A 24,577-nucleotide genomic window follows, 5' to 3' on the forward strand; every position below is an offset into this window, starting at 1 on the left:
GGTGTTTCCAGATCCCTTTCCTGCTGAAAGGGATCTGACCCCGTTTCATTTGCACGTTTTCCCAAAGACAACGCTGCTGCAATGCGGAGCATGGCAAGGACATCCCAAGGAGGTCCCACCATGCATCGCCTCAGCCTGTTCGCCGCCCTGCTCTGCCCCGGCATTGCCAGCGCCGCCGACTGCACGCTTCCCGCCACGCTGGATCAACGCCAGTTCACCAACCTCAGCGACCCGCTGTACGCACCGGACAACCCCAATGCCGGCCGCATGGTGCAGGTCAGCTTTGCCGGCAGCCGCTACGTGCTGGACATCCTCGGCACCGACCTCCGCTTCAGCGGCAGCTACCGCTACCAGCGCCTGGCCCCGCACGTCGCCGAGATCCGGATGACCGAAGCCCACCGGGCCGGCCCTGCCCGCTACACCCTGCCCGCTACACCCTGCTGCTGACCTGCCTGGGCGACCGCCAGGGCCGCTTCATCTACACCCAGCACGACGGCCCCATCGCACCCCGCCAGCGCCAGAATTCCGGCCACTGGACTCTGCAGCCCTAGGCCAGAAAACCGACGCCGGTTAAATGGCGCCACCATTGGGGTCAGAGCCCGTTGCGTTGCAACGGGATCTGACCCCATCCGATCAGTGTCGACCAAGGTCGACACCCACCAAGAGCAGCCCATGCCCGCCCGTCAGATCGCAGGAAACTGTCGAAGGCGGGGTGGGTCCGGTTGCGGGGGTGTCCGCGGCATGGATGCCGCGGCCAAGCCCCCAAGGACGGGTTTACGGCGTCCCCCGCAACCGGACCCAACCCGCCAACCCTCAGCACACCCGCTTTTGACGTTGAGGTTGCCGGCCAGCGGCCGGCACTACCAGGGTGCAGGGCGCAGCCCTGCCAGCACACCCACATCCTCACGACACTGAATCGAAAACCGGTTTCGGCACGGCACTTGCACAAGCTCCAGCAGACAACCCCATCCCCTGTTTCTGGAACCGTTGCAGATGTCCCACTCCGTCACTTCGATCCTCTCCCAGATCCGCTCCTACCAGACCCAGGTGGGACAGTCCGCGGCGCTCAATCCGCTGGCCGAAGCGCCGCGTAGCAATGCCCTGCCGGGCACGGTGCTGGATGCGCCGCAGGTCCAGCCCGCCAGCTTCACCGAAACCCTGCGTGGAGCGATTGCCGGCGTCAACGACGCGCAACAGAAGTCCGGCGCCCTGGCCAAGGCCTTCGAAATGGGTGACCCCAGTGCCGACCTCGCCAAGGTGATGGTCGCTTCGCAGCAGTCCCAGATCGCCTTCCGCGCCACCGTGGAAGTCCGCAACCGTCTCGTCCAGGCTTACCAGGACGTGATGAACATGCCGCTGTAAGGAACGTTGACGCATGGCACTGACGCTCTCCAAGGACAGCCTGAACGCCGAGAAGGCCGGGCAATGGTTCGACCGCCTGCAGAGTCTGCAGATCACCCGTCGGCTGGGCCTGATGGCGATGATCGCGGTGGCGGTGGCGGCAGGCCTGTCCGTGTTCTTCTGGTCGCAGAAGCCGGGCATGGTCCCGCTGTATACCGGCCTGGACCAGAAGGCGACCGCTGAAGCGACCGACCTGCTGCGCGCCGCACAGATTCCGTTCGCCCTCGACCCGGCCACCGGCGGCATCACCGTGCCGGAAAAGAACCTGCACGACGCCCGCCTGAAGCTGGCCGGCTCCGGCCTGACCGACAGCGGCAAGCTCGGTTTCGAGCTGATGGAACGCGACCCCGGCTTCGGCGTCAGCCAGTTCGTGGAAAGCGCGCGCTACCAGCACGCGCTGGAAACCGAACTGTCGCGCACCATCAACACACTGCGCCCGGTGCGCGACTCGCGCGTGCACCTGGCCATTCCCAAGCCCAGCGCATTCACCCGCCAGCGCGACGTGGCCAGCGCCTCGGTGACGCTGGAACTGCGCGGCGGCCAGCAGCTGGAACGCAGCCAGGTCGACGCCATCGTGCACATGGTCGCGGCCAGCATCCCGGACCTTGCGCCTGAACGCGTGACCGTGGTCGACCAGAGCGGGCGCATGCTCAGCGTCAGCGATCCGAACAGCGAGGCTGCGGTCAACGCCGCCCAGTTCGAGCAGGTACGCCGGCAGGAGACCTCGTTCAACCAGCGCATCCGCGAACTGCTGGAGCCGATGACCGGCCCCGGCCGGGTCAACCCGGAAGTGAGCGTGGACATGGATTTCTCGGTAACCGAGGAGGCCCGTGAGCTCTACAACGGTGAGCCGCAGAAGCTGCGCAGCGAGCAGATGAGCGAGAACACCACCAGCACCCCGGGCCCGCAGGGCGTACCGGGTGCGACCAGCAACAGCCCGCCGGGCCAGCAGGCCGCACCGGCCACCGCGCAGGCGCCGACCGAAAGCAGCAAGAACGCGACCCGCAACTACGAGCTGGACCGCACCCTGCAGCACACCCGCCAGCCGGCCGGCCGCATCAAGCGCGTCTCGGTGGCGGTGCTGGTGGACAACGTGCCGCGCGCCGGTGCCAACGGCAAGGTTGTGCCGCAGCCGCTGTCGGCCGCCGAACTGACCCGCGTCGAAGCGCTGGTCAAGCAGGCGGTCGGTTTCAACGCCGAGCGTGGCGACACCGTGTCGGTGATGAACGCCCCGTTCGTGCGTGACACCACGCAGGTCGAAGGCCCGGCCTGGTGGGAGCTGCCGTGGGTGCATGATGCCGGCCGCATGCTGCTGGGCGCGGTGGTGGTGCTGGCGCTGCTGTTCGGCGTGCTGCGCCCGGCGCTGCGTGCGATCACCGGCCAGAAGAAGAACGACGAGCAGGCACTGGAGCCGCATACCGCGGACGTGCAGCTGGTGGATGACGATGGCATGCCGCTGCCGGCGCTGGGCGCCGACCGCGCCAGCCTGGGCGGGCCGGATGCACTGGCCCTGCCGGTGGATTCATATGAGGAACGACTGCGGATGGCGCGTGAAGCCGTGAAGACCGACTCCAAGCGCGTGGCCCAGGTGGTCAAGGGCTGGGTGGCCAATGACTGAGGCTCAATTGACCGGCGTGCAGCGTGCTGCCGTGCTGCTGCTCTCCCTGGGTGAACTGGACGCAGCCGAAGTGCTGCGCCACATGGAGCCCAAGGAAGTGCAGAAGATCGGCATCGCCATGGCCACCATGACCGACATCACCCGCGAGCAGGTGGAACGGGTGATGGACCAGTTCGGCCAGGAGCTGGGCTCGAAGACCTCGCTGGGCGTGGGCTCGGACGACTACATCCGCAACATGCTGGTGCAGGCGCTGGGCAGCGAGAAGGCCGGCAACCTGATCGACCGCATCCTGCTCGGCCGCAACACCACCGGCCTGGATGCACTGAAGTGGATGGACCCGCGCGCGGTGGCCGACCTGGTGCGCAACGAGCACCCGCAGATCATCGCCATCGTGATGGCCCATCTGGAAACAGATCAGGCCGCCGATGCGCTGAAGCTGCTGCCCGACCGCACCCGCGTGGACGTGCTGCTGCGCATCGCCACCCTCGATGGCATTCCGCCGAACGCGCTGAATGAACTCAACGAGATCATGGAGCGCCAGTTCGCCGGCAACCAGAACCTGAAGTCGTCCAACATCGGCGGCGTGCAGTGCGCGGCCAACATCCTGAACTTCATGGACAGCGGCCAGGACCAGGCGATCCTGGGCGAGATCGCCCGTATCGACGCGCCGCTGAGCAACCGCATCCAGGACCTGATGTTCGTGTTCGACGACCTGGTCGACCTGGACGATCGCGAAATGCAGCTGGTGCTGCGCGAAGTGAGCGGCGAGCGTCTGGGGCTGGCCCTGCGCGGCGCCGACATCAAGGTGCGCGACAAGATCACCCGCAACATGTCGCAGCGCGCGGCGGAAATCCTGCTGGAAGACATGGAGGCCCGTGGCCCGGTACGCCTGTCCGACGTGGAAGGCGCGCAGCGCGAGATCCTGGCCATCGTCAAGCGCATGGCCGATGAAGGCACCGTCACCATCGGTGGCAGCGCGGAGGCGATGCTGTGAGCAACGTCGTGCGCTGGCTGGCCCCTGACCTCCTGGCCCAGCCCGAACCGGTGCGCGAACCGGAGGACGTGTTCGAGCTCACCGGGCTCGATCCGGACCACGAGCCGGAACCGCCGCTGCAGCTGCCGACCCTGGACGAAATCCAGGCGATCCAGGACAACGCCGAGAAGGAAGGCTTCCAGCAGGGTCACGCCGATGGCTACGGGCAGGGACAGGCCGAGGTACGCCGCCTTGCAGCGCAGATCGAAGGCATCCTCGACAACTTCAGCCGCCCGCTGGTGCGGCTGGAGAATGAAGTCGTCGGTGCGCTCGGCGAACTGGCAGTACGCATCGCCGGTGCCCTGGTCGGGCGCGCCTACGAAGCCGATCCGGCGTTGCTGGCACAGCTGGTCGGTGAGGCCATCGACGCCGTCGGCGGCAGTACCCGCGAGGTGGAAGTGCGCCTGCACCCGGACGACATCGCTGCCCTCGCCCCCTTGTTGAACCTGCCGCCGCAGCAACGACTCGTCCCCGATACCAGCCTCAGCCGCGGCGATCTGCGCGTGCACGCCGAAGCCGTGCGCATCGACGGCACCCTGGAGGCACGCCTGCGCGGCGCGCTGGATGCAGTGATCCGCCAGACCGGAGCAACCGCATGACCCCCGAACCGCACCCGATTCCGCCACCGGCCGACTGGGCGGTGGCCCGCAACCTGCGCCTGGCCGGGCGCCTGGATGGCCTGCGCGTGGATACCACCCATGGCCGCGGCCTGATCCGCGAGGGCGTGCTGCGCCGCGCGGTCGGGCTGACCCTGGAAGCGGTCGGCTGCGAGGCGCCGCTGGGCGCCAGCTGCAAGGTCGAAGTGGTCGATGGCGGCTGGGTCGACGCCGAAGTGGTCGGCTTTGCCGGCGAACGTACCTACCTGATGCCCAGTGCAGAGCTGCACGGGCTGCTGCCCAATGCCCGGGTGGTGCCCTCGGCGCGCCGTGGCGGCGTGGAAGTGGGCGAAGGCCTGCTCGGCCGCGTCATCGACAGCGACGGTGTTCCGCTGGACGGCAAGGGCCCGATCCGCGCCGAAGGCCACGTCGGCATGGCCGGCGTATCGATCAATCCGCTGGCCCGCGAGCCGATCACCCAACCACTGGACGTGGGCGTGCGTGCGATCAATGCGCTGCTGCCGATCGGCCGTGGCCAGCGTGTCGGCCTGTTCGCCGGCTCCGGCGTCGGCAAATCGACGCTGCTGGGCATGATGACCCGCTACACCGCCGCCGACGTGATCGTGGTCGGCCTGATCGGCGAACGTGGCCGCGAAGTACGCGACTTCGTTGAAAGCACTCTGGGCGAGGAAGGCCTGCGTCGCGCGGTGGTGGTGGCCAGCCCGGCCGACCGACCGCCGCTGGCGCGCCTGCATGGTGCCTATCGCGCCACCGCCATCGCCGAGTGGTTCCGCGACCAGGGCCTGAACGTGCTGCTGCTGATGGATTCGCTGACCCGTTTCGCCCAGGCGCAACGCGAGATCGGCCTGTCGGTGGGCGAGCCGCCGACCACCCGCGGCTATCCGCCGTCGGTATTCGCCAAGCTGCCGGCGCTGGTCGAACGCGCCGGCAACGGTGCCAAGGGCCGTGGCTCGATCACCGCGTTCTACACCGTGCTGACCGAAGGCGATGACCCGCAGGACCCGATTGCCGATGCGGCGCGCGCGATCCTCGACGGCCACATCCTGCTCTCCCGCCGGGTGGCCGACAGCGGCCTGTACCCGGCCATCGACGTGGAATCGTCGGTCAGCCGCGTGGTCACGGAAATCGCCGACGAACCGTGGCGCCTGCGCATCCGCAAATTGAAGCGCCTGGTCTCGGCCTACTCGGCCAATCGTGACCTGATCGCCATCGGTGCCTATCAGCGCGGCAACGACGCGGCCACTGATGAAGCCCTGGAACGCTGGCCGGAAATCATGGAGTTCCTCGGCCAGGACGTTGCCAAGGCCGCCGATCTCCCGCACAGCCAGGCGGCGCTGCAGCGCCTGGTGGAACAAGAGAGCTAAGCCATGACCCAGTCCAAGCGCATCGATCCCCTGCTCAAGCGGGCCCAGGAACACGAGGACGCGGTCGCCCGCGACCTCGCCGAGCGCCAGCGCGCGCTCGACACCCATCTATCACGCCTGGACGAGCTGCGCCGCTACGCCGAGGAATACGCCACGCAGCAGATGGCCAACGCGCAGATGGCGGCGACCAGTCCGGCCCAGCTGCTCAATCGCCGCGCGTTCCTCGATCGTCTCGACAGCGCGGTGGAACAGCAGCAGCGCACGGTGGATGGCAACCGTGAGAAGGTCGAAGCCGAACGCGCGCGATTGATCCTGGCCAGCCGTGACAAGGCCGTGCTGGAACAGCTGGCGGCCAGCTACCGTGCGCAGGAAAAGGTGGTGACCGACCGCCGCGACCAGCGCGAGATGGACGATATCGGCGCGCGCCGCGCGCGCCTGGTGCAGGCTGAAGACCAGGAAGGCACCGACCAGGGAGGCCGCTCGTGATGCCGGCCCCGCTTGCCAGCAGCGCCAACGCGCAGCCACAGAATGCCGGCGCTGGTACAGCGCGCGCGTCGCGCAATGACAGCGGCAAGGATTTCGGCCAGCTGCTGCAGGTTGGCGCCACTGCCGCAGCGACTGCGGCCACCGGCAAACCTGCGCCCGCTGCCTCCACACCGGGCCAGACGGCGAACGCAGACGGCAACGGCCAGGCACCCGGCGAACGCACACCGGATACCGACGGCGTGGCCAGCGATGCGCCGGTGCCGCCTGCGCAGCCAACGACCGCCACCGCCGCCGGCAATGACAAGGACAAGGACACGTCCGTCGCGACCGACGACGCGCCCTGGCCGCCACTGGGCCTGGCCGGACTTGCCCTTGCAGCGACCGCCGCGATCGATCCGGCGGCCCTGCCGCCGACCGCCGCCCCGCCAACGCTCGCTGCGGACAGCAACGCCCCGGCGCCATCGGTGCCCCCCTCCGCGCCCGCACTGCCCGCCACGGCCACGGCAACCTCGGCCGGCACCGCACCCGCAGCGAACGCCACCTCGCCGTCCAGCGATGGCGCGGATGCCGCCGCGTTGCCGTTGCCGGACATGATCCTGCCGGGCGGCAAGCGCAGCGATCGCGGCGATAGCGGTGACCTGGCCGCGATCGGCGACCGCGCCACCGCGCCGCTGCTGCACGCCCCCGCGCCGGCAGCGCTGCAGGAGCTGAAGGCCGCGCTCGCCACCGGTGCTGCGGTCTTCAACGGCGAGCCGACGCCAAAGCCTGTGCTCGGCGACGACGGCTTCGACCAGGCCATGGGGGCGCGCCTGGGCTGGCTGGCTGACCAGAAGATCGGCCACGCCCACATCCGCCTCAGCCCGGACGACATGGGCCCGGTCGACGTGCGCCTGCAGTTGAACGGCGACAAGGTGCACGCCAGCTTCAGCAGCCCGCACGTCGAGGTCCGCCAGGCGCTGGAAAGCAGCTTGCCGCGCCTGCGCGAGCTGCTGGGCGAACAGGGCTTCCAGCTGGCCCACGCCGATGTCGGCCACCAGCCGCCCGGCGGTGACGGCAATGCGTCGGGCCCATCCGGTGGCGGCGGAATGGCCGGTGACGGAGAACCGTCGCCGGGCGACGCCAGCGTCTCCTCCGCCCAGCTGATCCGCCAGCGCGGGCTGTTGGACGCCTACGCCTGACAGGGGTGCCAACCAAGGTTGGCACCCACCAGAGCGGAGCGGTTGGCACCCACCAGAGCGGGGTGATTGGCACCTGCCACTATCTCGTTGGTGGGTGCGGAGCTTGCTCCGCACGGCCCCGCGGCACCCCGACGGAATTCCGTCACGCCCCTCCACCCCGCCTTCGGCACGCCCCTTGCATATCCCGGTGAAGCAACCCTCAGGAGCTTCACCCCGTGGCCGCAGCCGCTGACAAAACCAAGAAGACCGCCGAGAAGGACAAGGCCGCCAAGCCGCGTAGTCCGATCCTGATCACCGCCTTGGTGGCCGTACTGGCCGCCGCAGCCGCCGGTGGCGGTGTCTGGTTCTTCACCCAGTCCAAGCACGAAGAAAAGGCCGAGCAGGCCCCGAAGAAGAGCACGACCCCGGCCCCGGCACAGTACTTCGCGCTGGACCCGGCCTTCGTGGTCAACCTCAACGGCCCGGTCGACGGCCCGCGCTACCTGCAGCTGGAAGTGCAGCTGATGACCCGCGATCCGGCCGCGCTGGAAGCGATCAAGACCCACGCTCCGGCCATCCGGGCGCGCCTGCTGATGCTGTTCTCGCAGGTCAGCCCCGACCAGATCGCCGATATCGCCGGCAAGCAGAAGCTGCAGGCCGCCTCGCTCGCCGAAGTGCAGAAGGTGCTCAAGGCCGAGACCGGCAGCAACGGCGCCGACGATCTGCTGTTCACCAGCTTCGTGACCCAGTAAGGGCCCACCGATGAATGACCTGCTGTCCCAGGACGAGATCGATGCCCTGCTCCACGGCGTGGACAGTGGCGCGGTCGAGACCGATCCGGAACCGCCGTCAGGCGAGGCGCGTTCGTACGACTTTGCCAGCCAGGACCGCATCATCCGCGGTCGCATGCCGACCCTGGAAATGGTCCATGAGCGCTTCGCGCGCCTGTGGCGGATCGGCCTGTTCAACCTGATCCGGCGCTCGGCCGAGCTGTCGGTGCGCGGCATCGAACTGATCAAGTTCAACGACTACATGCACTCGCTGTATGTGCCGACCAACCTGAACCTGATCCGCTTCAAGCCGCTGCGTGGCACCGGCCTGATCGTGTTCGAGCCGACCCTGGTGTTCGCCATCGTCGACAACTTCTTCGGCGGCGACGGGCGCTACCCGACCCGCATCGAAGGCCGCGAGTTCACCGCTACCGAAATGCGGGTGATCCACCTGCTGCTGAAGCAGACCTTCGCCGATCTGCGCGAGGCCTGGGCGCCGGTGATGGATGTCGACTTCGAGTACATCAATTCGGAGATCAACCCGCACTTCGCCAACATCGTGACGCCGCGCGAATACGTGGTGGTGTGCCGCCTGCACGTCGAACTCGACGGCGGCGGCGGCGACATCCACGTCACCCTGCCGTACTCGATGCTGGAGCCGATCCGCGAACTGCTCGACGCGGGCATCCAGAGTGACCGCAACGACCGCGACGAGAGCTGGGGCCAGACCCTGCGCGAACAGCTCAACATCGCCGAGGTGACCCTGTCCAGCGTACTGGCCAGCAAGCGCATGACCCTGCGTGACCTGACCCGGCTCAAAGTCGGCGACATCCTGCCGATCGATCTCAGCCCACAGGTACCGCTGTGCGTGGAGAACATCCCGGTATTCACCGGTGAGTTCGGCATCGCCAACGGCATGAATGCCGTGAAGATCACCGCTACCCATCCGCCGGGCACACGTCCGCGCGTACCCGTCATCCAGGAAGACCCGCAATGAACGATATCGACGCCCTTGAACCGACCCCGGCCCAGTTCAGCAGCCTGCAGGCCGATGAGGCCAACGGCCCGGACCTGAACCTGGACGTGATCCTGGACGTGCCGGTGACCCTGTCGCTGGAAGTGGGCCGGGCGCGCCTGCCGATCCGCAACCTGCTGCAGCTCAACCAGGGCTCGGTGGTGGAACTGGAACGCGGCGCCGGCGAATCGCTGGATGTGTTCGTCAACGGCACCCTGATCGCCCACGGTGAGGTGGTGGTGATCAACGACCGCTTCGGCGTGCGCCTGACCGACGTGGTCAGCCCGAGCGAGCGGATCCGGAGACTGCGTTGAGCCTGCTGGCCTCCACCCTGCTGGCGGTCGGCAAGGCCGCCGCACCGGTCGGCCAGCACGCGGCGGCCGCACCCAGCCTGTTCGGCGCGGTGCTGGCGCTGCTGGCGGTGCTGGCCCTGGTCATCGGCCTGGGCTGGCTGCTCAAGCGCCTGCCCGGCAGTGGCTTCCGCCCGGCCGAGGGCATGAAGCTGGTGGCCAGCCTGAGCGTCGGTGCCAAGGAACGTGTGGTGGTGGTGGAGGTCAACGGCCAGCAACTGCTGCTGGGCGTGACCGCCGGCGGCATCAATGCGCTGCATACCCTGTCCGAGCCGCTGCCGCCGCCTGCACCGGTGCGCGTGCCGGACTTCAAGAACCTGCCGAATTTCGCCCAGCTGCTGCAACAGCGGCTGCGCAAGGACCCCTGACATGCGTGTCACCCGTATCCGCTTTGCCACCCTGATGCCGTGGTTGCTGTTGCTTGCCCTGTGCCTGTTGCCGGCCATGGCGTTCGCCGCGCCCGGCGCGCCGACCACGCCGCTGCCGGACATCAACGTCGGCAAGATCGGCGGTGCACCGGTGAGCCTGCCGCTGCAGACCCTGCTGCTGATGACCGCGATCACCCTGATCCCGTCGATGCTGCTGGTGCTGACCTCGTTCACCCGCATCATCATCGTGCTGGGCCTGCTGCGGCAGGCGCTGGGCACCGGGCAGACGCCGTCCAACCAGGTGCTGCTGGGCCTGGCCCTGTTCCTCACCGCGATGATCATGCTGCCGACCTGGGACAAGGCCTGGAGCACCGGCATGGCGCCCTACCTCAACGGCGACATCGATTTCCAGACTGCCTGGACGCTGACCACCACGCCGCTGCGCGCGTTCATGCTGGCGCAGATCCGCGAGACCGACCTGATGACCTTTGCCGGCATCGCCGGGCACGGCACCTACGCCAGCCCCGATGCGATTCCGTTCCCGGTGCTGGTCGCCTCGTTCGTCACCAGCGAGTTGAAGACCGCCTTCGAGATCGGCTTCCTGATCTTCATCCCGTTCGTGATCATCGACCTGGTGGTGGCCAGCGTGCTGATGTCGATGGGCATGATGATGCTGTCGCCGATGCTGGTGTCGGCTCCGTTCAAGATCTTGTTGTTCGTGCTGGTCGATGGCTGGGTGCTGACGGTGGGTACGTTGGCGGCCAGCTTCAATCCGGCCTGATATCCCCTGTAAAACGCAGTCGAGCACGGCTCGACTCTACATGAGCGTCGCCGGGCAGGGCCCGGCGCTACCGATGGAAAGACGATGTCTCCCGAACTTGCCCTGACCGAACTGCGTGGCGGCCTGATCACCGTGTTGTGGGTGGCCGGCCCGCTGCTGCTTACCGTGCTGGTGGTCGGCGTGGTGGTCGGTGTCGTGCAGGCTGCGACCCAGCTCAACGAACCGACCATCGCCTTTGTTGCCAAGGCGGCGGCGCTGACCGCGGTGCTGTTCGCGCTGGGCAGCCTGCTCATTGGCCACCTGGTGGAATTCACCACGCTGCTGTTCCAGCGCATCCCGCACCTGATCGGCTAGGGCGCACGCTTCGATGGATGCCGCCACCCAGATGACAGCCGACGGCCTGCAGGCCTTCGGCATGATCGGTACCGTGCTGTGGACCATGCTGCGCATCGGCGCGGTGGCCATGGCCATGCCCATGGTCGGCACCCGTGCGGTGCCGGCACGGGTGCGCGTGGTACTGGCCGGCACGCTGGCCATCGCACTGGCACCGCTGTTGCCGCCGGTGCCGCAGTGGACCGGCTTCGATGCCGCCACCGTGCTGACCATCGCCCGTGAACTGGCCATCGGCGTGGCCATTGGCTTCCTGCTGCGGCTGGTGTTCGAGGCCGGCGCGCTGGCCGGCGAACTGATCGCCCAGGGCACCGGCCTGGCCTTCGCGCAGATGAGCGATCCGCTGCGTGGCGGCACCTCCGGCGTGATCGGGCAATGGTTCTATCTGATGTTCGGCCTGCTGTTTTTCACCGCCAACGGCCACCTGGCGCTGATCTCGCTGGTGGTGGACAGCTACCGGGCACTGCCGATCGGCGCGCCCCTGCCCGACCCGCACGCCTTCTTCAGCATTGCCCCGACCTTCCTGCTGACCGTGCTGCGCGGTGCGCTGACCCTGGCCATCCCGCTGACCGTGGCGATGCTGGCGGTGAACCTGGCCTTCGGTGTGCTGGCCCGCGCCGCGCCGGCCCTGAATCCGATCCAGCTTGGCCTGCCGGTCTCGCTGCTGCTGGGGCTGTTCCTGCTGGCCCTGCTGGCCGGGGAAATGGGCCCGCCGGTGCAGCGCCTGTTCGACGCCGCCTTCCAGGCCGCCGACGCGGTCACCCGCTGACCCGATCATCACGTTTTGCTGCTTGCCGTCCCCCCGGGTCTGCGCGTTAGAGTCGACGCGTGACGCCCAGGGGGGGCGTCGCACCTGGCCGGCGTCCTGCGTCGGCCTGCCTCATGCATGCCCCACCGTGGTTTCCGTCGACAGGCAGGTCCGGGAGACTGACGAATGCTGGTAGGCACGTACAACCCGTGGCTGGTGGCGGTTTCGCTGCTGGTCGCTGTGATGGCTTCCTACACCGCGCTGGCCATGGCCGGGCGCACGGTCACCGCCCCCGGCAAGGGTGCGGCATGGTGGTGGCGCTTCGGCGGCGGCTGCGCCATGGGCCTGGGCATCTGGTCGATGCACTTCATCGGCATGCTTGCTTTCGACCTGCCGATCCCGCTGGGCTACGACCTGCCCATCACCCTGCTTTCGCTGGCACTGGCCATCGCCTCATCGGTGTTCGCGCTGTGGCTGGTCTCGCTGCGCACCCTGCCGCACCCGCGCCTGGCCGGCGGTGCGGTGCTGATGGGCACCGGCATCGCCGGCATGCACTACGTCGGCATGGCCGCCATGCGCATGCAGCCGGGTATCGACTACGACCCGGGTTGGCTGCTGTTCTCGCTGGTGGTGGCGGTCGCCGCGTCGTGGACCGCGCTGTATGTGGCCTTCCGCCTGCGCGCGCAACGCACGCGCGTGGGTGATCGGCTGGCCGCGGCCGGCCTGCTTGGGCTGGCCATCGTCGGCATGCACTACACCGGCATGGCCGCCGCACGCTTCCCCGAAGGCAGCATCTGCGGCGCGGCGGTAGGCGACGGGCTGCAGAGCGAATGGCTGGCGATGCTGGTGGTGGTGCTGACGGTGGCCATCCTGGCGGTGGTACTGGTGGTTTCGTGGATGGACCAGCGCGTGGAGGCGCAGCTGTTGCGCCTGCGCAACTCGCTGCTGAGCACCTCGCTGACCGATGCCCAGCAGGAATTGACCCAGGCCGCGCTGCACGATCCACTCACCCGCCTGCCCAACCGCCTGCTGCTGCAACGGCGCATCGTGCAGGCGCTGGCCGAGGCCGAACAGGGCGGCAACCGCTTCGCGGTGATGTTCATGGACCTGGATGGGTTCAAGCAGGTCAATGATGCCTACGGCCACCAGGCCGGCGATGCCCTGCTGGTGGCGGTGGCCGAGCGCACCCGCCTGCTGCTGCGCCCCCACGACATGCTGGCCCGGCTTGGCGGCGATGAGTTCGTGATGGTCGTGCGCATCGAGCATGACGAAGACCTTCCCACCCTGGCCCGGCGCATCCTGCAGGCGGTGGGCAGCGGGCCGTTGCTGCCGGACAACGAACTGCAGGTGACCGCCAGCATCGGCGTTGCGATCTGCCCCGACCACGCGGCCAGCGAGCGCCAGCTGATGGCCTTCGCCGATGCGGCCATGTACCAGGCCAAGGAATCGGGACGCAACGCCTTTGTACTGTTCGCCGACTGGATGAACGACAGTGCCGAGCAGCAGTTCCGCCTGCTCGCGGACCTGCGCCGTGCGATCGGCAGCGAGCAGCTGTTCATGAACTACCAGCCGAAGATCCGCGTGGCCACGCAGAAAGTCGCCGGCGCCGAGGCACTGATCCGCTGGCGGCACCCGGAGCATGGGCTGATCCCGCCCGATCGCTTCATTCGCCTGGCCGAACGCAGCGGCGCGATCAACGACATCGGCCGCTGGGCCCTGGACCAGGCCTGCCAGCAACTGCGCCGCTGGCATGATGCGGGCCACGAGGGCTGGTCGATGTCGGTGAACCTGTCGCCGGTGCAGTTCGGCTCGCCGCACCTGCTGCAGGACGTGCGCACGGTGATCGAACGCCACAACATCGCGCCGCGGCACCTGGTGCTGGAGATCACCGAGAGCACCGTGATGCGTGATACCGACACCAGCCTGCGCTTGCTGCAGGCGTTGTCGGCGCTGGGCGTGGGCATTTCCATCGACGACTTCGGCACCGGCTATTCCAGCCTGCTGTACCTGAAGCGGCTGCCAGCCACCGAGATCAAGATCGACCACGCCTTCGTGCGCGACCTCGAGCACAGCGCCGAGGACGTAGTGATCGTCTCGGCGATCGTGGCACTGGGCCACGCGCTGGACATGGACATCGTGGCCGAAGGCGTGGAAACCGCAGCACAGCGTGCCTACCTGGAACGGCTGGGCTGCGACTACCTGCAGGGCTACCTGCTCGGTCGCCCGGTCGACGCCGCCCGCTTCATGCAACTGCATGATCTGCCGCGGCCGCGGGTGGAACTGGCGCAGAACCCGCCACCGCAGCATCCGCCGGGGTGACCACGGGCCACTCGCCCGCCGGGCACGGCCTGGCGCTACCATTGGGTGTCGATCCGCAGTAGATCCACGCCACGCGTGGATGAGCCGTTCCTCCGTCATCCAAGGAAGCGTCCGTGGCCCTACGCACCACCCTTGCTGGCCTGTTGCTGGCCCTTGCTGTTGGCCACGCCGCCGCCGCTGACCTGCCGTGGTCATTGCCAGCCGATGCTTCCCCGGCCCAGCTCGACGCCACCCTGCAGGGCCTCGGCAACACCCTGTTGGACTCAGCGCAGCTTACCGATGCGCAGCGCAGCCACACGCTGCTGGCAATGGGGCGGACAACGGCAGCACGACAATCGATCCAGCAACTGCGTGCATCGCTGGCAAGCGACGGCGACACCGCGGCGGCACAGCGTTGGGTGCCGATGCTGCTGCTCGCCACGGCGGGTGAACAGGACGCTGCCGCGTATGCGCGCGCCTTCCAAAGCGCCTTCGCCCCCCTCGACGACGTCGCTGCGGTGCAGGCCGACGCTGCGCTATCGGTTGATCCGGCCACGGTCCGTGCGCAGCTGGAGCAGGCCATCGCAGCGCAGGCCGGTGCCGCGACGCTGCCCGATACCGTCGCCCTGGAGCTGCTGCGCCTGCGCGCCGTACTGCGTGCACAGGCCCTGGCCGCGCTACGCGCCCCGCCGCTCATTGCGGCGGAAGAACAGCGCCGCTTCATCATCGACGATTCGCTTCGCATCCCCGTCGGCCAAGACGTTGTGCTGTCGGCGCAGCTGGCGCGGCCTCGCGCCGCATCCGCGCCACTGCCGGCCGCGATGCTGTTCACCATCTACACCGACCCACCCAAGAACCGGCAGAAGATGCTGCTGGCCGCGGCGCATGGCTACGCCGGCATCGTGGTCGACGCACGCGGCAAGGGCCAGGGCACCGGCACCATCGCCCCGTACGAGCATGATGGCGTGGATGCGAACGCGGCCATCGATTGGATCAGCCGCCAGCCCTGGAACGACGGCCGCGTGGCCATGTATGGCGGCAGCTACGAAGGCTTCACCGCGTGGGCTGCTGCCAGGTATCACCACCCTGCCCTGAAGACCATCGTCCCCTACGTGGCGGCCATTCCCGGCCAGGGCCTGCCGATGGAGAACAACGTATTCCTGAGCGCCAACTACGGTTGGGCGTTCTATGTAGCCAATGGTCCGATGCTGGACAACGAAACCTACGGGCAGAACCGCCGCTGGTCACAACTCGGCCCGCGCTGGTATGCGTCCGGTCGCCCCTACCGGCAGATCGACCAGGTCGACGGCACCCCCAACCCATGGTTGCAGCGCTGGCTGGCCCATCCTTCCTACGACGCCTACTGGCACGCGATGGTCCCGTACGGCGATCAGTTCAACGACATCCGCATCCCGGTACTGACCATCACCGGGTACTACGATGATGGCCAGATCTCGGCGCTGCAGTACTTCAAGGAGCATCTCCGGCACCTCCCTGGGGCTGACCATGCCCTGTTGATCGGACCCTACGATCATCGCGGTGCGCAGGCGGCCCTCAAGCCGATGCAGTTGCGTGACTACGCGCTGGACCCGGCCGCGCAGTTCGATACCCCGGCCATAACCTTCCAGTGGCTGGACCATGTGCTGCGCGGCGCGCCCCGCCCTGCGCTCGTGCCGGACCGGGTCAATTACCAGGTGATGGGCGCCGACAGGTGGGGCCATGCAGCAACGCTGGAGGCCGCCGCGGGCAATCACCGCCGCTACCACCTGTCCGCCGCGCGGGCATCCGCCGAGGGCTACCATCCGCTGCAGGAACAGCGGCCGCTGCCGGGCCAGCTGCGGCAGACCGTGGACATGGCCGACCGCAATGAGATGCGGCACGGCTACTACCCGTTCCCGATCATCGCCCCGCGGGACGAAGCGGATACCGCGCTGTCGTTTGCTACCGATCCGTTTACCGCCCCGATGGACCTGGTAGGCAGCTTCTCCGGCGATCTGAAGGTTCGGATCAACAAGCGGGATTTCGATTTCACGGTCACCCTGTACGAGCTCCTTGCCGATGGCCGACGAATGCAGCTGTCCTATTACATGGGCCGCGCCAGCTACGTCCACGATCCGGCCGCGCGCCAGCTGCTGCATCCCGGGCGATGGGCCCAGCTGCCCTTCGACCGCACGCGCATGGTCGCCCGCCGCATCGCCGCCGGCAGCCGGCTGCTGGTGAAGGTAGACGTGCTGAAGGACGCCATGCACCAGGTGAACCACGGCACCGGCCGCGAGGTCAGCGACGAGTCCTTCGCCGACGCAGGCGAGCCCCTGCGGGTGGACTGGCACAGCGACAGCGTGCTGACCATTCCCCTGCGTCCGGCCGACGCCGCCCCGTAGCCGAGCCCGCGCTCGGCCCTGCAGATGCCAGCACCACGGTAGATCCACGCCATGCGTGGATAGGCAACCGCCCGTCACGGAACAGTTCTTGCACGCCCCCCGGCACCCCCTGCCGCAGTGCCCGTGATGTCCGAGAACGAATCCGCCGGCGAAAAGACCGAACAACCCACCGAAAAACGCCTGCGCGACGCCCGTGAACAGGGCAACCTGCCCCGCTCGCGCGAACTCGGCACCGCCGCTGTGTTCGGCGCCGGCGTGCTGGCGGTGATGGCCATGAGCGGCTCGATCGGCCGTGGCGCCAGCGCCTGGATGAAGCACGCACTCAGCCCGGAACAGAGCCTGCGGCAGAACCCGAAGGAACTGTTCGGCCATTTCGGCGACCTGCTGCTGCAGTTCATGCTGGTGATCGCACCGCTGGTGCTGGTCTGCCTGCTGGCCAGCTTCGTCGCCCCGCTGGTGATGGGAGGCCTGCGCTGGTCGCAGAAAGCGTTGCTGCCCGACATCAACCGCATGAACCCGATGAGCGGTCTCAAGCGCCTGTACGGCCCGGAGGCCATCGCCGAGTTCACCAAATCGCTGCTGCGCGTGGCGTTCGTCGGCGTGGCCGCCGGGCTGGTGGTCTGGACCGGCTTCGACACCCTGCGCGGGCTGATCCATCACCCACTGGAAACCGCCATCACCGATGGCCTGGGCTTCACCCTGCGCCTGCTGCTGGCCACCGCCGGCGCGATGCTGGTGCTGGCCGCCATCGACGCCCCTTACCAGCGCTGGAACTGGATGCGCAAGCTGAAGATGACCCGTGAAGAGCTGCGCCGGGAGATGAAGGAAAGCGAGGGCAGCCCCGAGGTGAAGGGCCGCATCCGCCAGCTGCAGCAGCAGATGGCCAACCGCCGGATGATGGAAGCGGTCCCCACCGCCGACGTGGTGGTGGTCAACCCGACCCACTACGCGGTGGCCCTGAAGTACGAAGGGGGCGCCATGAACGCCCCCACCGTGGTCGCCCTGGGCGTGGACGAAACCGCCCTGCGCATCCGTGAAGTGGCCGACGGCAACAAGGTGGCCATTGTCTCGGCCCCGCCTTTGGCACGCGCCTTGTATCGGGAAGGCCAACTCGGAAAGGAAATCCCCGTGAGACTGTATTCGGCCGTCGCCCAGGTCCTGTCCTACGTCTACCAGCTGCGCGCCTGGCGCACTGGCCCGATGCCGGACGCCCCGCACATCCAGGTGGATGAATTCGGCAAGGGAGGCCGCCCGTGAGCGCCCAGCCCTCGACCGGTTTCAACACCCGCCGCGCCCTGGAAATGATCCGCCAGGGCCTTGGCGCGCCGCTGATCGTGCTGGCCCTGCTGGCCATGGTGGTGGTGCCGCTGGCCGCGCCGGTGCTCGATGCGCTGTTCACCTTCAACATCGCCATCTCGCTGATGGTGCTGCTGGCGGTGGTCTACGTGAAGCGCCCGCTGGATTTCACCATCTTCCCGATCGTGCTGCTGATCACCACCATGCTGCGGCTGGCGCTGAACGTGGCCTCCACCCGCGTGATCCTGCTCAACGGCCAGAACGGCCACGACGCGGCCGGCAAGGTCATCGCTGCGTTCGGCGAGTTCGTGATCGGTGGCAACTACGCGGTCGGCATCGTGGTGTTCGCGATCCTGACCATCATCAACTTCGTGGTCATCACCAAGGGCGCCGGCCGCGTCTCGGAAGTCACCGCGCGCTTCATCCTGGACGCGATGCCCGGCAAGCAGATGGCGATCGACGCCGACCTCAACGCCGGTTTGCTGACGCGTGAAGAGGCCAAGCTGCGCCGTGAAGAAGTCCGCGAGGAAGCCGACTTCTACGGCGCAATGGACGGTGCCAGCAAGTTCATCCGCGGCGACGCCATCGCCGGCATCCTGATCCTGTTCATCAACATGCTCGGCGGCCTGGCCGTGGGCGTGATGCAGCATGGCATGCCGTTCGGCGAAGCAGCCGCCACCTATACCCTGCTGTCGATCGGTGACGGCCTGGTGGCGCAGCTGCCGGCCCTGCTGGTGTCCAGCGCGGTGGCGATGCTGGTCACCCGTGCCTCGCGTTCGCAGGACATGGCCCAGGCGATGACCGGCCAGGTGTTCGGCCAGTACCGCGCGCTGGCGATCACCGCCGGCATCCTCGGCCTGGTCGGGCTGGTGCCGGGCATGCCCAACGTCGCTTTCCTGACGCTGGCAGCGATCCTCGGCTTCATTGCCTGGAAGCTGTACCGCAAGGAGAAGGCACCGGCAGCCAATGCTACGGCCGCAGGCGGCGACGCTGCCGCGCTGAATGCACTGGGCCGCCCGGCCGCGCCGGCTGCCACTGCCGAGCTGAGCTGGGACGAACTGCGCCCGGTTGATCCGCTGGGCCTGGAGGTCGGCTACCGGCTGATTCCGCTGGTGGACAGCAACCAGGGCGGCGAGCTGATGGCACGCATCAAGGGCGTGCGCCGCAAGCTGACCCAGGATGTTGGCTTCCTGATTCCCTCGGTGCACATCCGCGACAACCTGGAACTGCCGGCCAACGGCTACCGCGTGCTGGTGCATGGGGTGCCGGTGGCCACCGCCGAGATCCATCCCGACCGCGAGCTGGCGCTGGACCCGGGCAGCGCGCTGGGCGCGCTGGAAGGCATCGCCGGCAAGGACCCCGCGTTCGGCCTGGATGCCACCTGGATCCAGCCGCACCAGCGCGCCCAGGCCGAAACGCTGGGCTACACCGTGGTCGACCCGGCTACGGTGGTCGCCACCCACCTCTCGCACCTGATCCGTGAGCATGCGCCGGAACTGCTCGGCCACGAGGAGGTGCAGCACCTGCTGGCCAACCTGGCCAAGAGCGCGCCCAAGCTCGTCGAAGATCTGACGCCGAAGGCGCTGCCGCTGTCGGCGGTGGTGCGCGTGCTGCAGAACCTGCTGGTGGAGCGCATTCCGATCCGCCAGCTGCGCAAGATCGCCGAAGCGCTGGTCGAACACGCACCCAGCAGCCAGGACCCGGCCGTGCTGACGGCCGCCGTGCGCACCGCGCTGGGCCGCTTCATCGTGCAGGAGATCGCCGGAATGTCGGCGGAGCTGCCGGTGTTCACCCTCAACCCGCAATTGGAACGTGTCTTGCAGGAGTCCACGCAGGGCAACGGCGCCGCGCTGGAACCCGGACTCGCTGAGCGACTGCACCAGAGCCTGGCCGAATGTGTCAGCAAGCAGGAAGCCCGCAACGAGCCCGCGGTCGTGCTGGTACCTGGCCCGGTGCGCGCCGCGCTGGCACGCCTGGTCCGCCACAGCGTTCCGTCGCTGTCGGTCCTGGCCTACAGCGAGGTGCCGGAGGACAAGCGCCTGAAGCTGGTCGGCACGATCAGCTGACGCCAGCCTCCGATGCGCCAGAAAACAGACACCACTTTCGAACCAACGCAACAGACAGATACCAAGGGGAACCCGCACCGTGCAGACCACCGAACATCCGAGTTCTCCGACCGCCACCCCGCCGTCTTCGTCCCGTGACCACAGCATGAAAATCAAACGATTCGTCGCCGCCGACATGCGCTCGGCCATGAACCTGGTGCGCAAGGAACATGGTCCTGACGCCGTGATCCTGTCCAACCGCCGGATCGAGGAAGGCATCGAGATCGTCGCCGCCGCCAACTACGACGAGAGCGCCGTGCAGCGTGCACTGGAAGCCTCGCGCCGCGACGTGGCCCCGCCGCCGGCGCCCAAACCGCGTACCGCCGCCGATGCGATGATCGCCGCGGTCACCCGCCGCCGCAGCAACACCCCGGCGCCGGAACCGGTGGCGGCCACCACCTCGGCCGTGGCCGCCCTCGCCCGTGCCGCTGTCGGCGCCACCGGCCGCACTCTGGACAGCGCCGACGAGATCGTGCCGACCCGCGGCAGTACTGGTTTCGCCGCCACCCTGGCACGTGCCGCCGTCAACGAACCGGCGCTGCCGGAGCAGATCTTCGCCCCGTTCGCCGAAGCCATCGTCGCACCGGCGGCCAGCACTACCGCAGCGGCCAACCGCGCCCACTTCCCGATCGACCCGCCGCACGAGGCGCATCACGAAAGCCCGGCGCCGGCCGTACAGCCGCCGCCGCTGCCGGCCACTGCCGTGGCCGACGTGCAGACCGGCATCGCCGCCAGCGAACCGGCACCGGTGGACGCCATCGACGAAGCCAGCCCGGCCCCCGTGCTGGCTCCGGCACCGACGCTGACCGTGGTCGCCCAGGACGACGCCGAGATCCGCCAGCTGCGCCAGGAAGTGGCCGGCATGCGCCAGGTGATCGAGCGCGAGATGAACCGCTTCACCGATGAGCGCCTGCGCGGCTGCCCGGTGCGCGCCACCGCACTGGACCTGATGGACGAATACGGCTTCGATGCCGGCCTGGCCCGTGACGTGGCGATGCAGATCCCGCTGGAGACCGAGGCCCACCGCGGCCGCGGCCTGATGCTGGGGCTGATCTCGCGCAAGCTGCCGATCGCCCCGGTCGACCCGCTGGAAGAAGGCGGCGTGATCGCCCTGGTCGGCCCGACCGGCGCCGGCAAGACCACCACCATCGCCAAGCTGGCCTCGCGCTTCGCCGAGAAGCACGCGCCCCGCGACGTCGCCCTGGTGACCACCGACACCACCCGCATCGGCGCCCGCGAGCAGCTGTACGGCTACGGCCGCCAGCTCGGCATCGCCGTGCACGAGGCCAACAGCGGCACCGACCTGGACCAGCTGCTGGAACGCCTGAAGGACTACAAGCTGGTGCTGATCGACACCGCCGGCCTGGGCCCGCGCGACCGTGCCCTGGCCGCCCAGCTGCAGTGGCTGCGCGCCGCCCGCCAGGTCCGCACCCTGCTGGTACTGCCGGCCAACACCAGCTTCGGCGACATGGACGAGGTGGTCCGCCGCTTCGGCGCCGCCAACCTGCAGGGCCTGGTACTGAGCAAGCTGGACGAGACCGGCCGCTTCGGCAACGCCCTGTCGGTGGCCGTTGACCATGCCCTGCCGATCACCTGGGTGACCGATGGCCAGGACGTTCCGGACGACCTGCACCGGGCCAGTGCAGCCAATCTCGTACTTCGCCTTGAAGATTTGCGCCGAGCGGCCGATATGCCCTGCAACCCGGAGTTGAACCATGCCGTCGCGTGAGTACGCCAAGCTGACCAAGACCTTCCCGCTGTCGGCCACCCGCAGCGAGCCGCTCGGCCCTGTGCGCACCATTGCCGTCACAGGCGGCAAGGGCGGCGTGGGCAAGACCAACGTGTCGGCCAACCTGGCCGTGGCGCTGGCCGGCATGGGCAAGCGCACGCTGCTGCTGGACGCCGATCTCGGCCTGGCCAACATCGACGTGATCCTGGGGCTGAACCCCACCTTTACGCTGGCCGATCTGGTCGCCGGCCGCTGCTCGCTGGACGACGTCATCGTCGAAGGCCCGAACGGCGTGCTGGTGGTCCCGGCCGCATCCGGCCGCCGCCACATGGCCGAGCTGGCTCCGGCCGAGCATGTCGGCCTGGTCAACGTGTTCTCCGAACTGGAACGCGAACTGGACATCATGGTGGTGGACACCGCCGCCGGCATCACCGACGGCGTGCTGACCTTCTGCCAGGCCGCACAGGACACCGTGGTGGTGGTCTGCGACGAACCCGCTTCGATCACCGACGCCTACGCGCTGATCAAGGTGTTGTCGCGCGAACGTGGCGTGGACCGCATCCAGGTGGTGGCCAACATGGTGCGCGACCCCAACGAGGGCCGCGTGCTGTACGAAAAGCTGACCCGCGTCTGCGAGAAGTTCCTCGCCGATGTCTCGCTGAACTACCTGGGCTGCGTGCCGCAGGACGACTGGCTGCGGCTGTCGGTGCAGCGCCAGCAGCCGGTGGTGAAGGCCTACCCGTCCAGCCCGGCCGCGCTGGCGATCACCGAGATCGCCCGTCGCACCGCGCGCTGGCAGGCCCCGACCGAACCGCGCGGCGGCGTCGAGTTCTTCCTCGAGCGCATCCTCAAGCAACGCGGGGTGGCCGCATGAAAGGCGCAGCCCAGTACCGGGAGGTCCAGCGCTCGGCCGCCAACGAGGTGATCGCCCAGCACTCGGACCTGGTGCGGCGCATCGCCCACCACCTGGCCGCGCGCCTGCCGGCCAGCGTCGAAGTCGACGACCTGATCCAGGCCGGCATGATGGGCCTGATCGAAGCCTCGCGCAGTTACGACGCCGACCAGGGTGCCTCGTTCGAGACCTATGCCTCGATCCGCATCCGCGGTTCGATGATCGATGAAATCCGCCGTGGCGACTGGGTGCCGCGTTCGGTGCATCGGCGTGCACGCGACGCCGCCGCCACCATCCGCCGCCTCGAACAGAGCAGCGGCCGTGCCGCCAGCGCTACCGAAGTGGCTGCCGCGATGGAGATGCCGCTGCCCGAATACCTGCGCCTGATGGAAGATGCCGCGCGTGGCCAGGTGCTGAGCCTGGAATCGCGCATCGAGGACCAGGGCGAACTGGACACCGTGGCCCAGGGTGGCCCGACCCCGCAGCAGGTGCTGGAGCGCGGCGAGTTCGGCCGCGAGCTGGGCAAGGCCATCGGCCATCTGCCCGAGCGCGAACAGCTGGTGCTCTCGCTGTACTACGAGCAGGAGCTGAACCTGAAGGAGATCGGCGCGGTGCTCGGCGTCAGCGAGTCCCGGGTCTGCCAGATCCACGGCCAGGCCGTGCTGCGCCTGCGCGGCCGACTGAAGATTTTCGAGGCTGTCGATGCCGGCCTCGAAGAGTGAACACCCCCGAGGCGGCTGCCCCCGGCTGCCCGGATTGAACAACAAAGGAACTCTGCTTTGAACAAGAACATGCGCATCCTGATCGTCGACGATTTCTCGACCATGCGTCGGATCGTCAAGAACCTGCTGGGCGATCTGGGCTTCACCAACACCGCCGAAGCCGAGGACGGGCATGCCGCGCTGTCGTTGCTGCAGAGCCAGCCGTTCGATTTCGTGGTCACCGACTGGAACATGCCGGTGATGACCGGCATCGAGCTGCTCAAGGCAATCCGTGCCGACGCCAAGCTGAAGACCCTGCCGGTGCTGATGGTCACGGCCGAAGCCAAGCGTGAGCAGATCATCGAAGCGGCCCAGAGCGGCGTGAACGGCTACATCATCAAGCCGTTCACCGCGCAGACCCTGGAAGAGAAGCTGGGCAAGATCTTCGAGCGCCTGGCGGCCAGCGCCTGATGGACACCACGGTCGACAAGAATGCCCTTGCCCTGCGCCTGCAGGAAGCCCTGGACGCACTGGAGTCCGGTGACGAGGCCGCCTGGCGGCAGCGCATCGACGGGCTGGTCGCGGCCCGCACGCAGCCGATGATGAGCGGCCTTTCGCGGCTGGCCCGTGAACTGGGACAGGCGCTGGGTGAACTGCCGACCGTGCCGACCGAAGCCGGCGAACTGGACGACGCCTGCGCGCGCCTGGACCACGTGGTGGCGATGACCGAACAGGCCACCCACCGCACCCTGGACCTGGCCGAGGAATGCCGCAGCCTGACCGAGCAGCTGCGCGCCGAAGGCCTGCAGCCGGGCCAGGATGCGCAGCTTGAGCGCATCCGCCACAACCTCACCGAGATCGCCCTGACCCAGAGCTACCAAGACCTGACCGGGCAGATCATCCGTCGCGTGGTCGGCATCGTACGCCGCGTGCACGAAGGCTTCGGCGCACTCGGCCTGCCGCCGGAACAGCATCGCACCGACCCGGAACTGGCCGGGCCGGCACTGAAGGGACTGGACCGCCACGCGGTCTCGCAGAACGACGCCGACGACCTGTTGTCGGATCTGGGGCTGTAAG

24 protein-coding genes are annotated in these 24,577 nt (G+C 68.3%); all 24 read left to right on the forward strand.

Annotated elements, in window-relative coordinates; all coding sequences use genetic code 11:
* The first annotated feature begins 120 nt into the window (after nt 1-120).
* Nucleotides 121-447 (forward strand): hypothetical protein, encoded by a 327-nt coding sequence (locus ACMZPQ_RS08245; RefSeq protein ID WP_312647104.1) that lies wholly within the window; start codon nt 121-123, stop codon nt 445-447.
* 546 nt (nt 448-993) lie between these two features.
* Nucleotides 994-1,362 carry a flagellar hook-basal body complex protein FliE gene (gene fliE / locus ACMZPQ_RS08250; protein ID WP_006443488.1) on the forward strand — a complete coding sequence of 123 codons (369 nt, stop codon included), beginning with the start codon at nt 994-996 and terminating at the stop codon, nt 1,360-1,362.
* A 13-nt stretch (nt 1,363-1,375) separates the two neighbouring features.
* Entirely contained in the window at nt 1,376-3,019 is a 1,644-nt protein-coding gene (fliF, locus tag ACMZPQ_RS08255) for a flagellar basal-body MS-ring/collar protein FliF (RefSeq protein ID WP_197584167.1), read from the forward strand.
* A gap of 7 nt (nt 3,020-3,026) precedes the next feature.
* Nucleotides 3,027-4,013: a flagellar motor switch protein FliG gene (gene fliG / locus ACMZPQ_RS08260; RefSeq protein WP_024958226.1), complete on the forward strand. Its 987-nt coding sequence runs from the start codon at nt 3,027-3,029 to the stop codon at nt 4,011-4,013.
* Nucleotides 4,010-4,651, forward strand: a complete 642-nt coding sequence (locus ACMZPQ_RS08265; RefSeq protein ID WP_197584164.1) for a FliH/SctL family protein — start codon at nt 4,010-4,012, stop codon at nt 4,649-4,651. The genes fliG and ACMZPQ_RS08265 overlap by 4 nt, the downstream gene beginning before the upstream one ends.
* Nucleotides 4,648-6,033 carry a FliI/YscN family ATPase gene (locus ACMZPQ_RS08270; protein WP_197584162.1) on the forward strand — a complete coding sequence of 462 codons (1,386 nt, stop codon included), beginning with the start codon at nt 4,648-4,650 and terminating at the stop codon, nt 6,031-6,033. The genes ACMZPQ_RS08265 and ACMZPQ_RS08270 overlap by 4 nt, the downstream gene beginning before the upstream one ends.
* A gap of 3 nt (nt 6,034-6,036) precedes the next feature.
* Nucleotides 6,037-6,519: a flagellar export protein FliJ gene (gene fliJ / locus ACMZPQ_RS08275; RefSeq protein ID WP_197584161.1), complete on the forward strand. Its 483-nt coding sequence runs from the start codon at nt 6,037-6,039 to the stop codon at nt 6,517-6,519.
* A complete protein-coding gene (locus tag ACMZPQ_RS08280; protein WP_414485982.1) occupies nt 6,519-7,697 on the forward strand; it encodes a flagellar hook-length control protein FliK in 1,179 nt (392 codons plus the stop codon). The genes fliJ and ACMZPQ_RS08280 overlap by 1 nt, the downstream gene beginning before the upstream one ends.
* Before the next feature lie 215 nt (nt 7,698-7,912).
* On the forward strand, nt 7,913-8,428 hold the full coding sequence (locus tag ACMZPQ_RS08285) for a flagellar basal body-associated FliL family protein (protein WP_197584372.1): 516 nt from the start codon (nt 7,913-7,915) through the stop codon (nt 8,426-8,428).
* A 10-nt stretch (nt 8,429-8,438) separates the two neighbouring features.
* Entirely contained in the window at nt 8,439-9,443 is a 1,005-nt protein-coding gene (gene fliM, locus ACMZPQ_RS08290) for a flagellar motor switch protein FliM (RefSeq protein ID WP_197584374.1), read from the forward strand.
* Entirely contained in the window at nt 9,440-9,775 is a 336-nt protein-coding gene (fliN, locus tag ACMZPQ_RS08295) for a flagellar motor switch protein FliN (RefSeq protein ID WP_005409543.1), read from the forward strand. The genes fliM and fliN overlap by 4 nt, the downstream gene beginning before the upstream one ends.
* 5 nt (nt 9,776-9,780) lie before the next feature.
* Entirely contained in the window at nt 9,781-10,179 is a 399-nt protein-coding gene (gene fliO, locus ACMZPQ_RS08300; protein WP_414485985.1) for a flagellar biosynthetic protein FliO, read from the forward strand.
* Nucleotide 10,180: 1 nt separating this feature from the next.
* Nucleotides 10,181-10,960, forward strand: a complete 780-nt coding sequence (fliP, locus tag ACMZPQ_RS08305) for a flagellar type III secretion system pore protein FliP (RefSeq protein WP_197584378.1) — start codon at nt 10,181-10,183, stop codon at nt 10,958-10,960.
* Nucleotides 10,961-11,044: 84 nt separating this feature from the next.
* Nucleotides 11,045-11,314: a flagellar biosynthetic protein FliQ gene (locus ACMZPQ_RS08310; RefSeq protein ID WP_005413254.1), complete on the forward strand. Its 270-nt coding sequence runs from the start codon at nt 11,045-11,047 to the stop codon at nt 11,312-11,314.
* 13 nt (nt 11,315-11,327) lie between these two features.
* On the forward strand, nt 11,328-12,119 hold the full coding sequence (gene fliR / locus ACMZPQ_RS08315) for a flagellar biosynthetic protein FliR (RefSeq protein ID WP_197582611.1): 792 nt from the start codon (nt 11,328-11,330) through the stop codon (nt 12,117-12,119).
* A 165-nt stretch (nt 12,120-12,284) separates the two neighbouring features.
* A complete protein-coding gene (locus ACMZPQ_RS08320) occupies nt 12,285-14,417 on the forward strand; it encodes a putative bifunctional diguanylate cyclase/phosphodiesterase (RefSeq protein ID WP_197582612.1) in 2,133 nt (710 codons plus the stop codon).
* A 113-nt stretch (nt 14,418-14,530) separates the two neighbouring features.
* Nucleotides 14,531-16,777 (forward strand): CocE/NonD family hydrolase, encoded by a 2,247-nt coding sequence (locus tag ACMZPQ_RS08325; RefSeq protein WP_197582613.1) that lies wholly within the window; start codon nt 14,531-14,533, stop codon nt 16,775-16,777.
* Nucleotides 16,778-16,903: 126 nt separating this feature from the next.
* Entirely contained in the window at nt 16,904-18,034 is a 1,131-nt protein-coding gene (flhB, locus tag ACMZPQ_RS08330; RefSeq protein ID WP_043033586.1) for a flagellar biosynthesis protein FlhB, read from the forward strand.
* Between the two features lie 44 nt (nt 18,035-18,078).
* Complete coding sequence (flhA, locus tag ACMZPQ_RS08335; protein WP_197582625.1) at nt 18,079-20,139, forward strand: flagellar biosynthesis protein FlhA; 2,061 nt, start codon at nt 18,079-18,081, stop codon at nt 20,137-20,139.
* Between the two features lie 145 nt (nt 20,140-20,284).
* Nucleotides 20,285-21,907, forward strand: coding sequence for a flagellar biosynthesis GTPase FlhF (gene flhF, locus ACMZPQ_RS08340; RefSeq protein WP_197582614.1), 1,623 nt, complete (start codon nt 20,285-20,287; stop codon nt 21,905-21,907).
* The gene (locus ACMZPQ_RS08345; protein WP_005409532.1) at nt 21,894-22,781 is read left to right on the forward strand and encodes a MinD/ParA family ATP-binding protein; all 888 of its coding nucleotides are present in this window, start codon (nt 21,894-21,896) and stop codon (nt 22,779-22,781) included. The genes flhF and ACMZPQ_RS08345 overlap by 14 nt, the downstream gene beginning before the upstream one ends.
* Nucleotides 22,778-23,521, forward strand: coding sequence for an RNA polymerase sigma factor FliA (locus tag ACMZPQ_RS08350; protein WP_075674543.1), 744 nt, complete (start codon nt 22,778-22,780; stop codon nt 23,519-23,521). Before ACMZPQ_RS08345 ends, ACMZPQ_RS08350 begins: the two co-directional genes overlap by 4 nt.
* Before the next feature lie 57 nt (nt 23,522-23,578).
* Complete coding sequence (cheY, locus tag ACMZPQ_RS08355) at nt 23,579-23,971, forward strand: chemotaxis response regulator CheY (protein WP_006365466.1); 393 nt, start codon at nt 23,579-23,581, stop codon at nt 23,969-23,971.
* Complete coding sequence (locus ACMZPQ_RS08360) at nt 23,971-24,576, forward strand: protein phosphatase CheZ (protein WP_197582615.1); 606 nt, start codon at nt 23,971-23,973, stop codon at nt 24,574-24,576. Before cheY ends, ACMZPQ_RS08360 begins: the two co-directional genes overlap by 1 nt.
* The last annotated feature ends 1 nt before the right edge of the window (nt 24,577 follow it).

Source organism: Stenotrophomonas maltophilia (assembly GCF_047497515.2).
In the GTDB taxonomy this organism is placed as follows: domain Bacteria; phylum Pseudomonadota; class Gammaproteobacteria; order Xanthomonadales; family Xanthomonadaceae; genus Stenotrophomonas.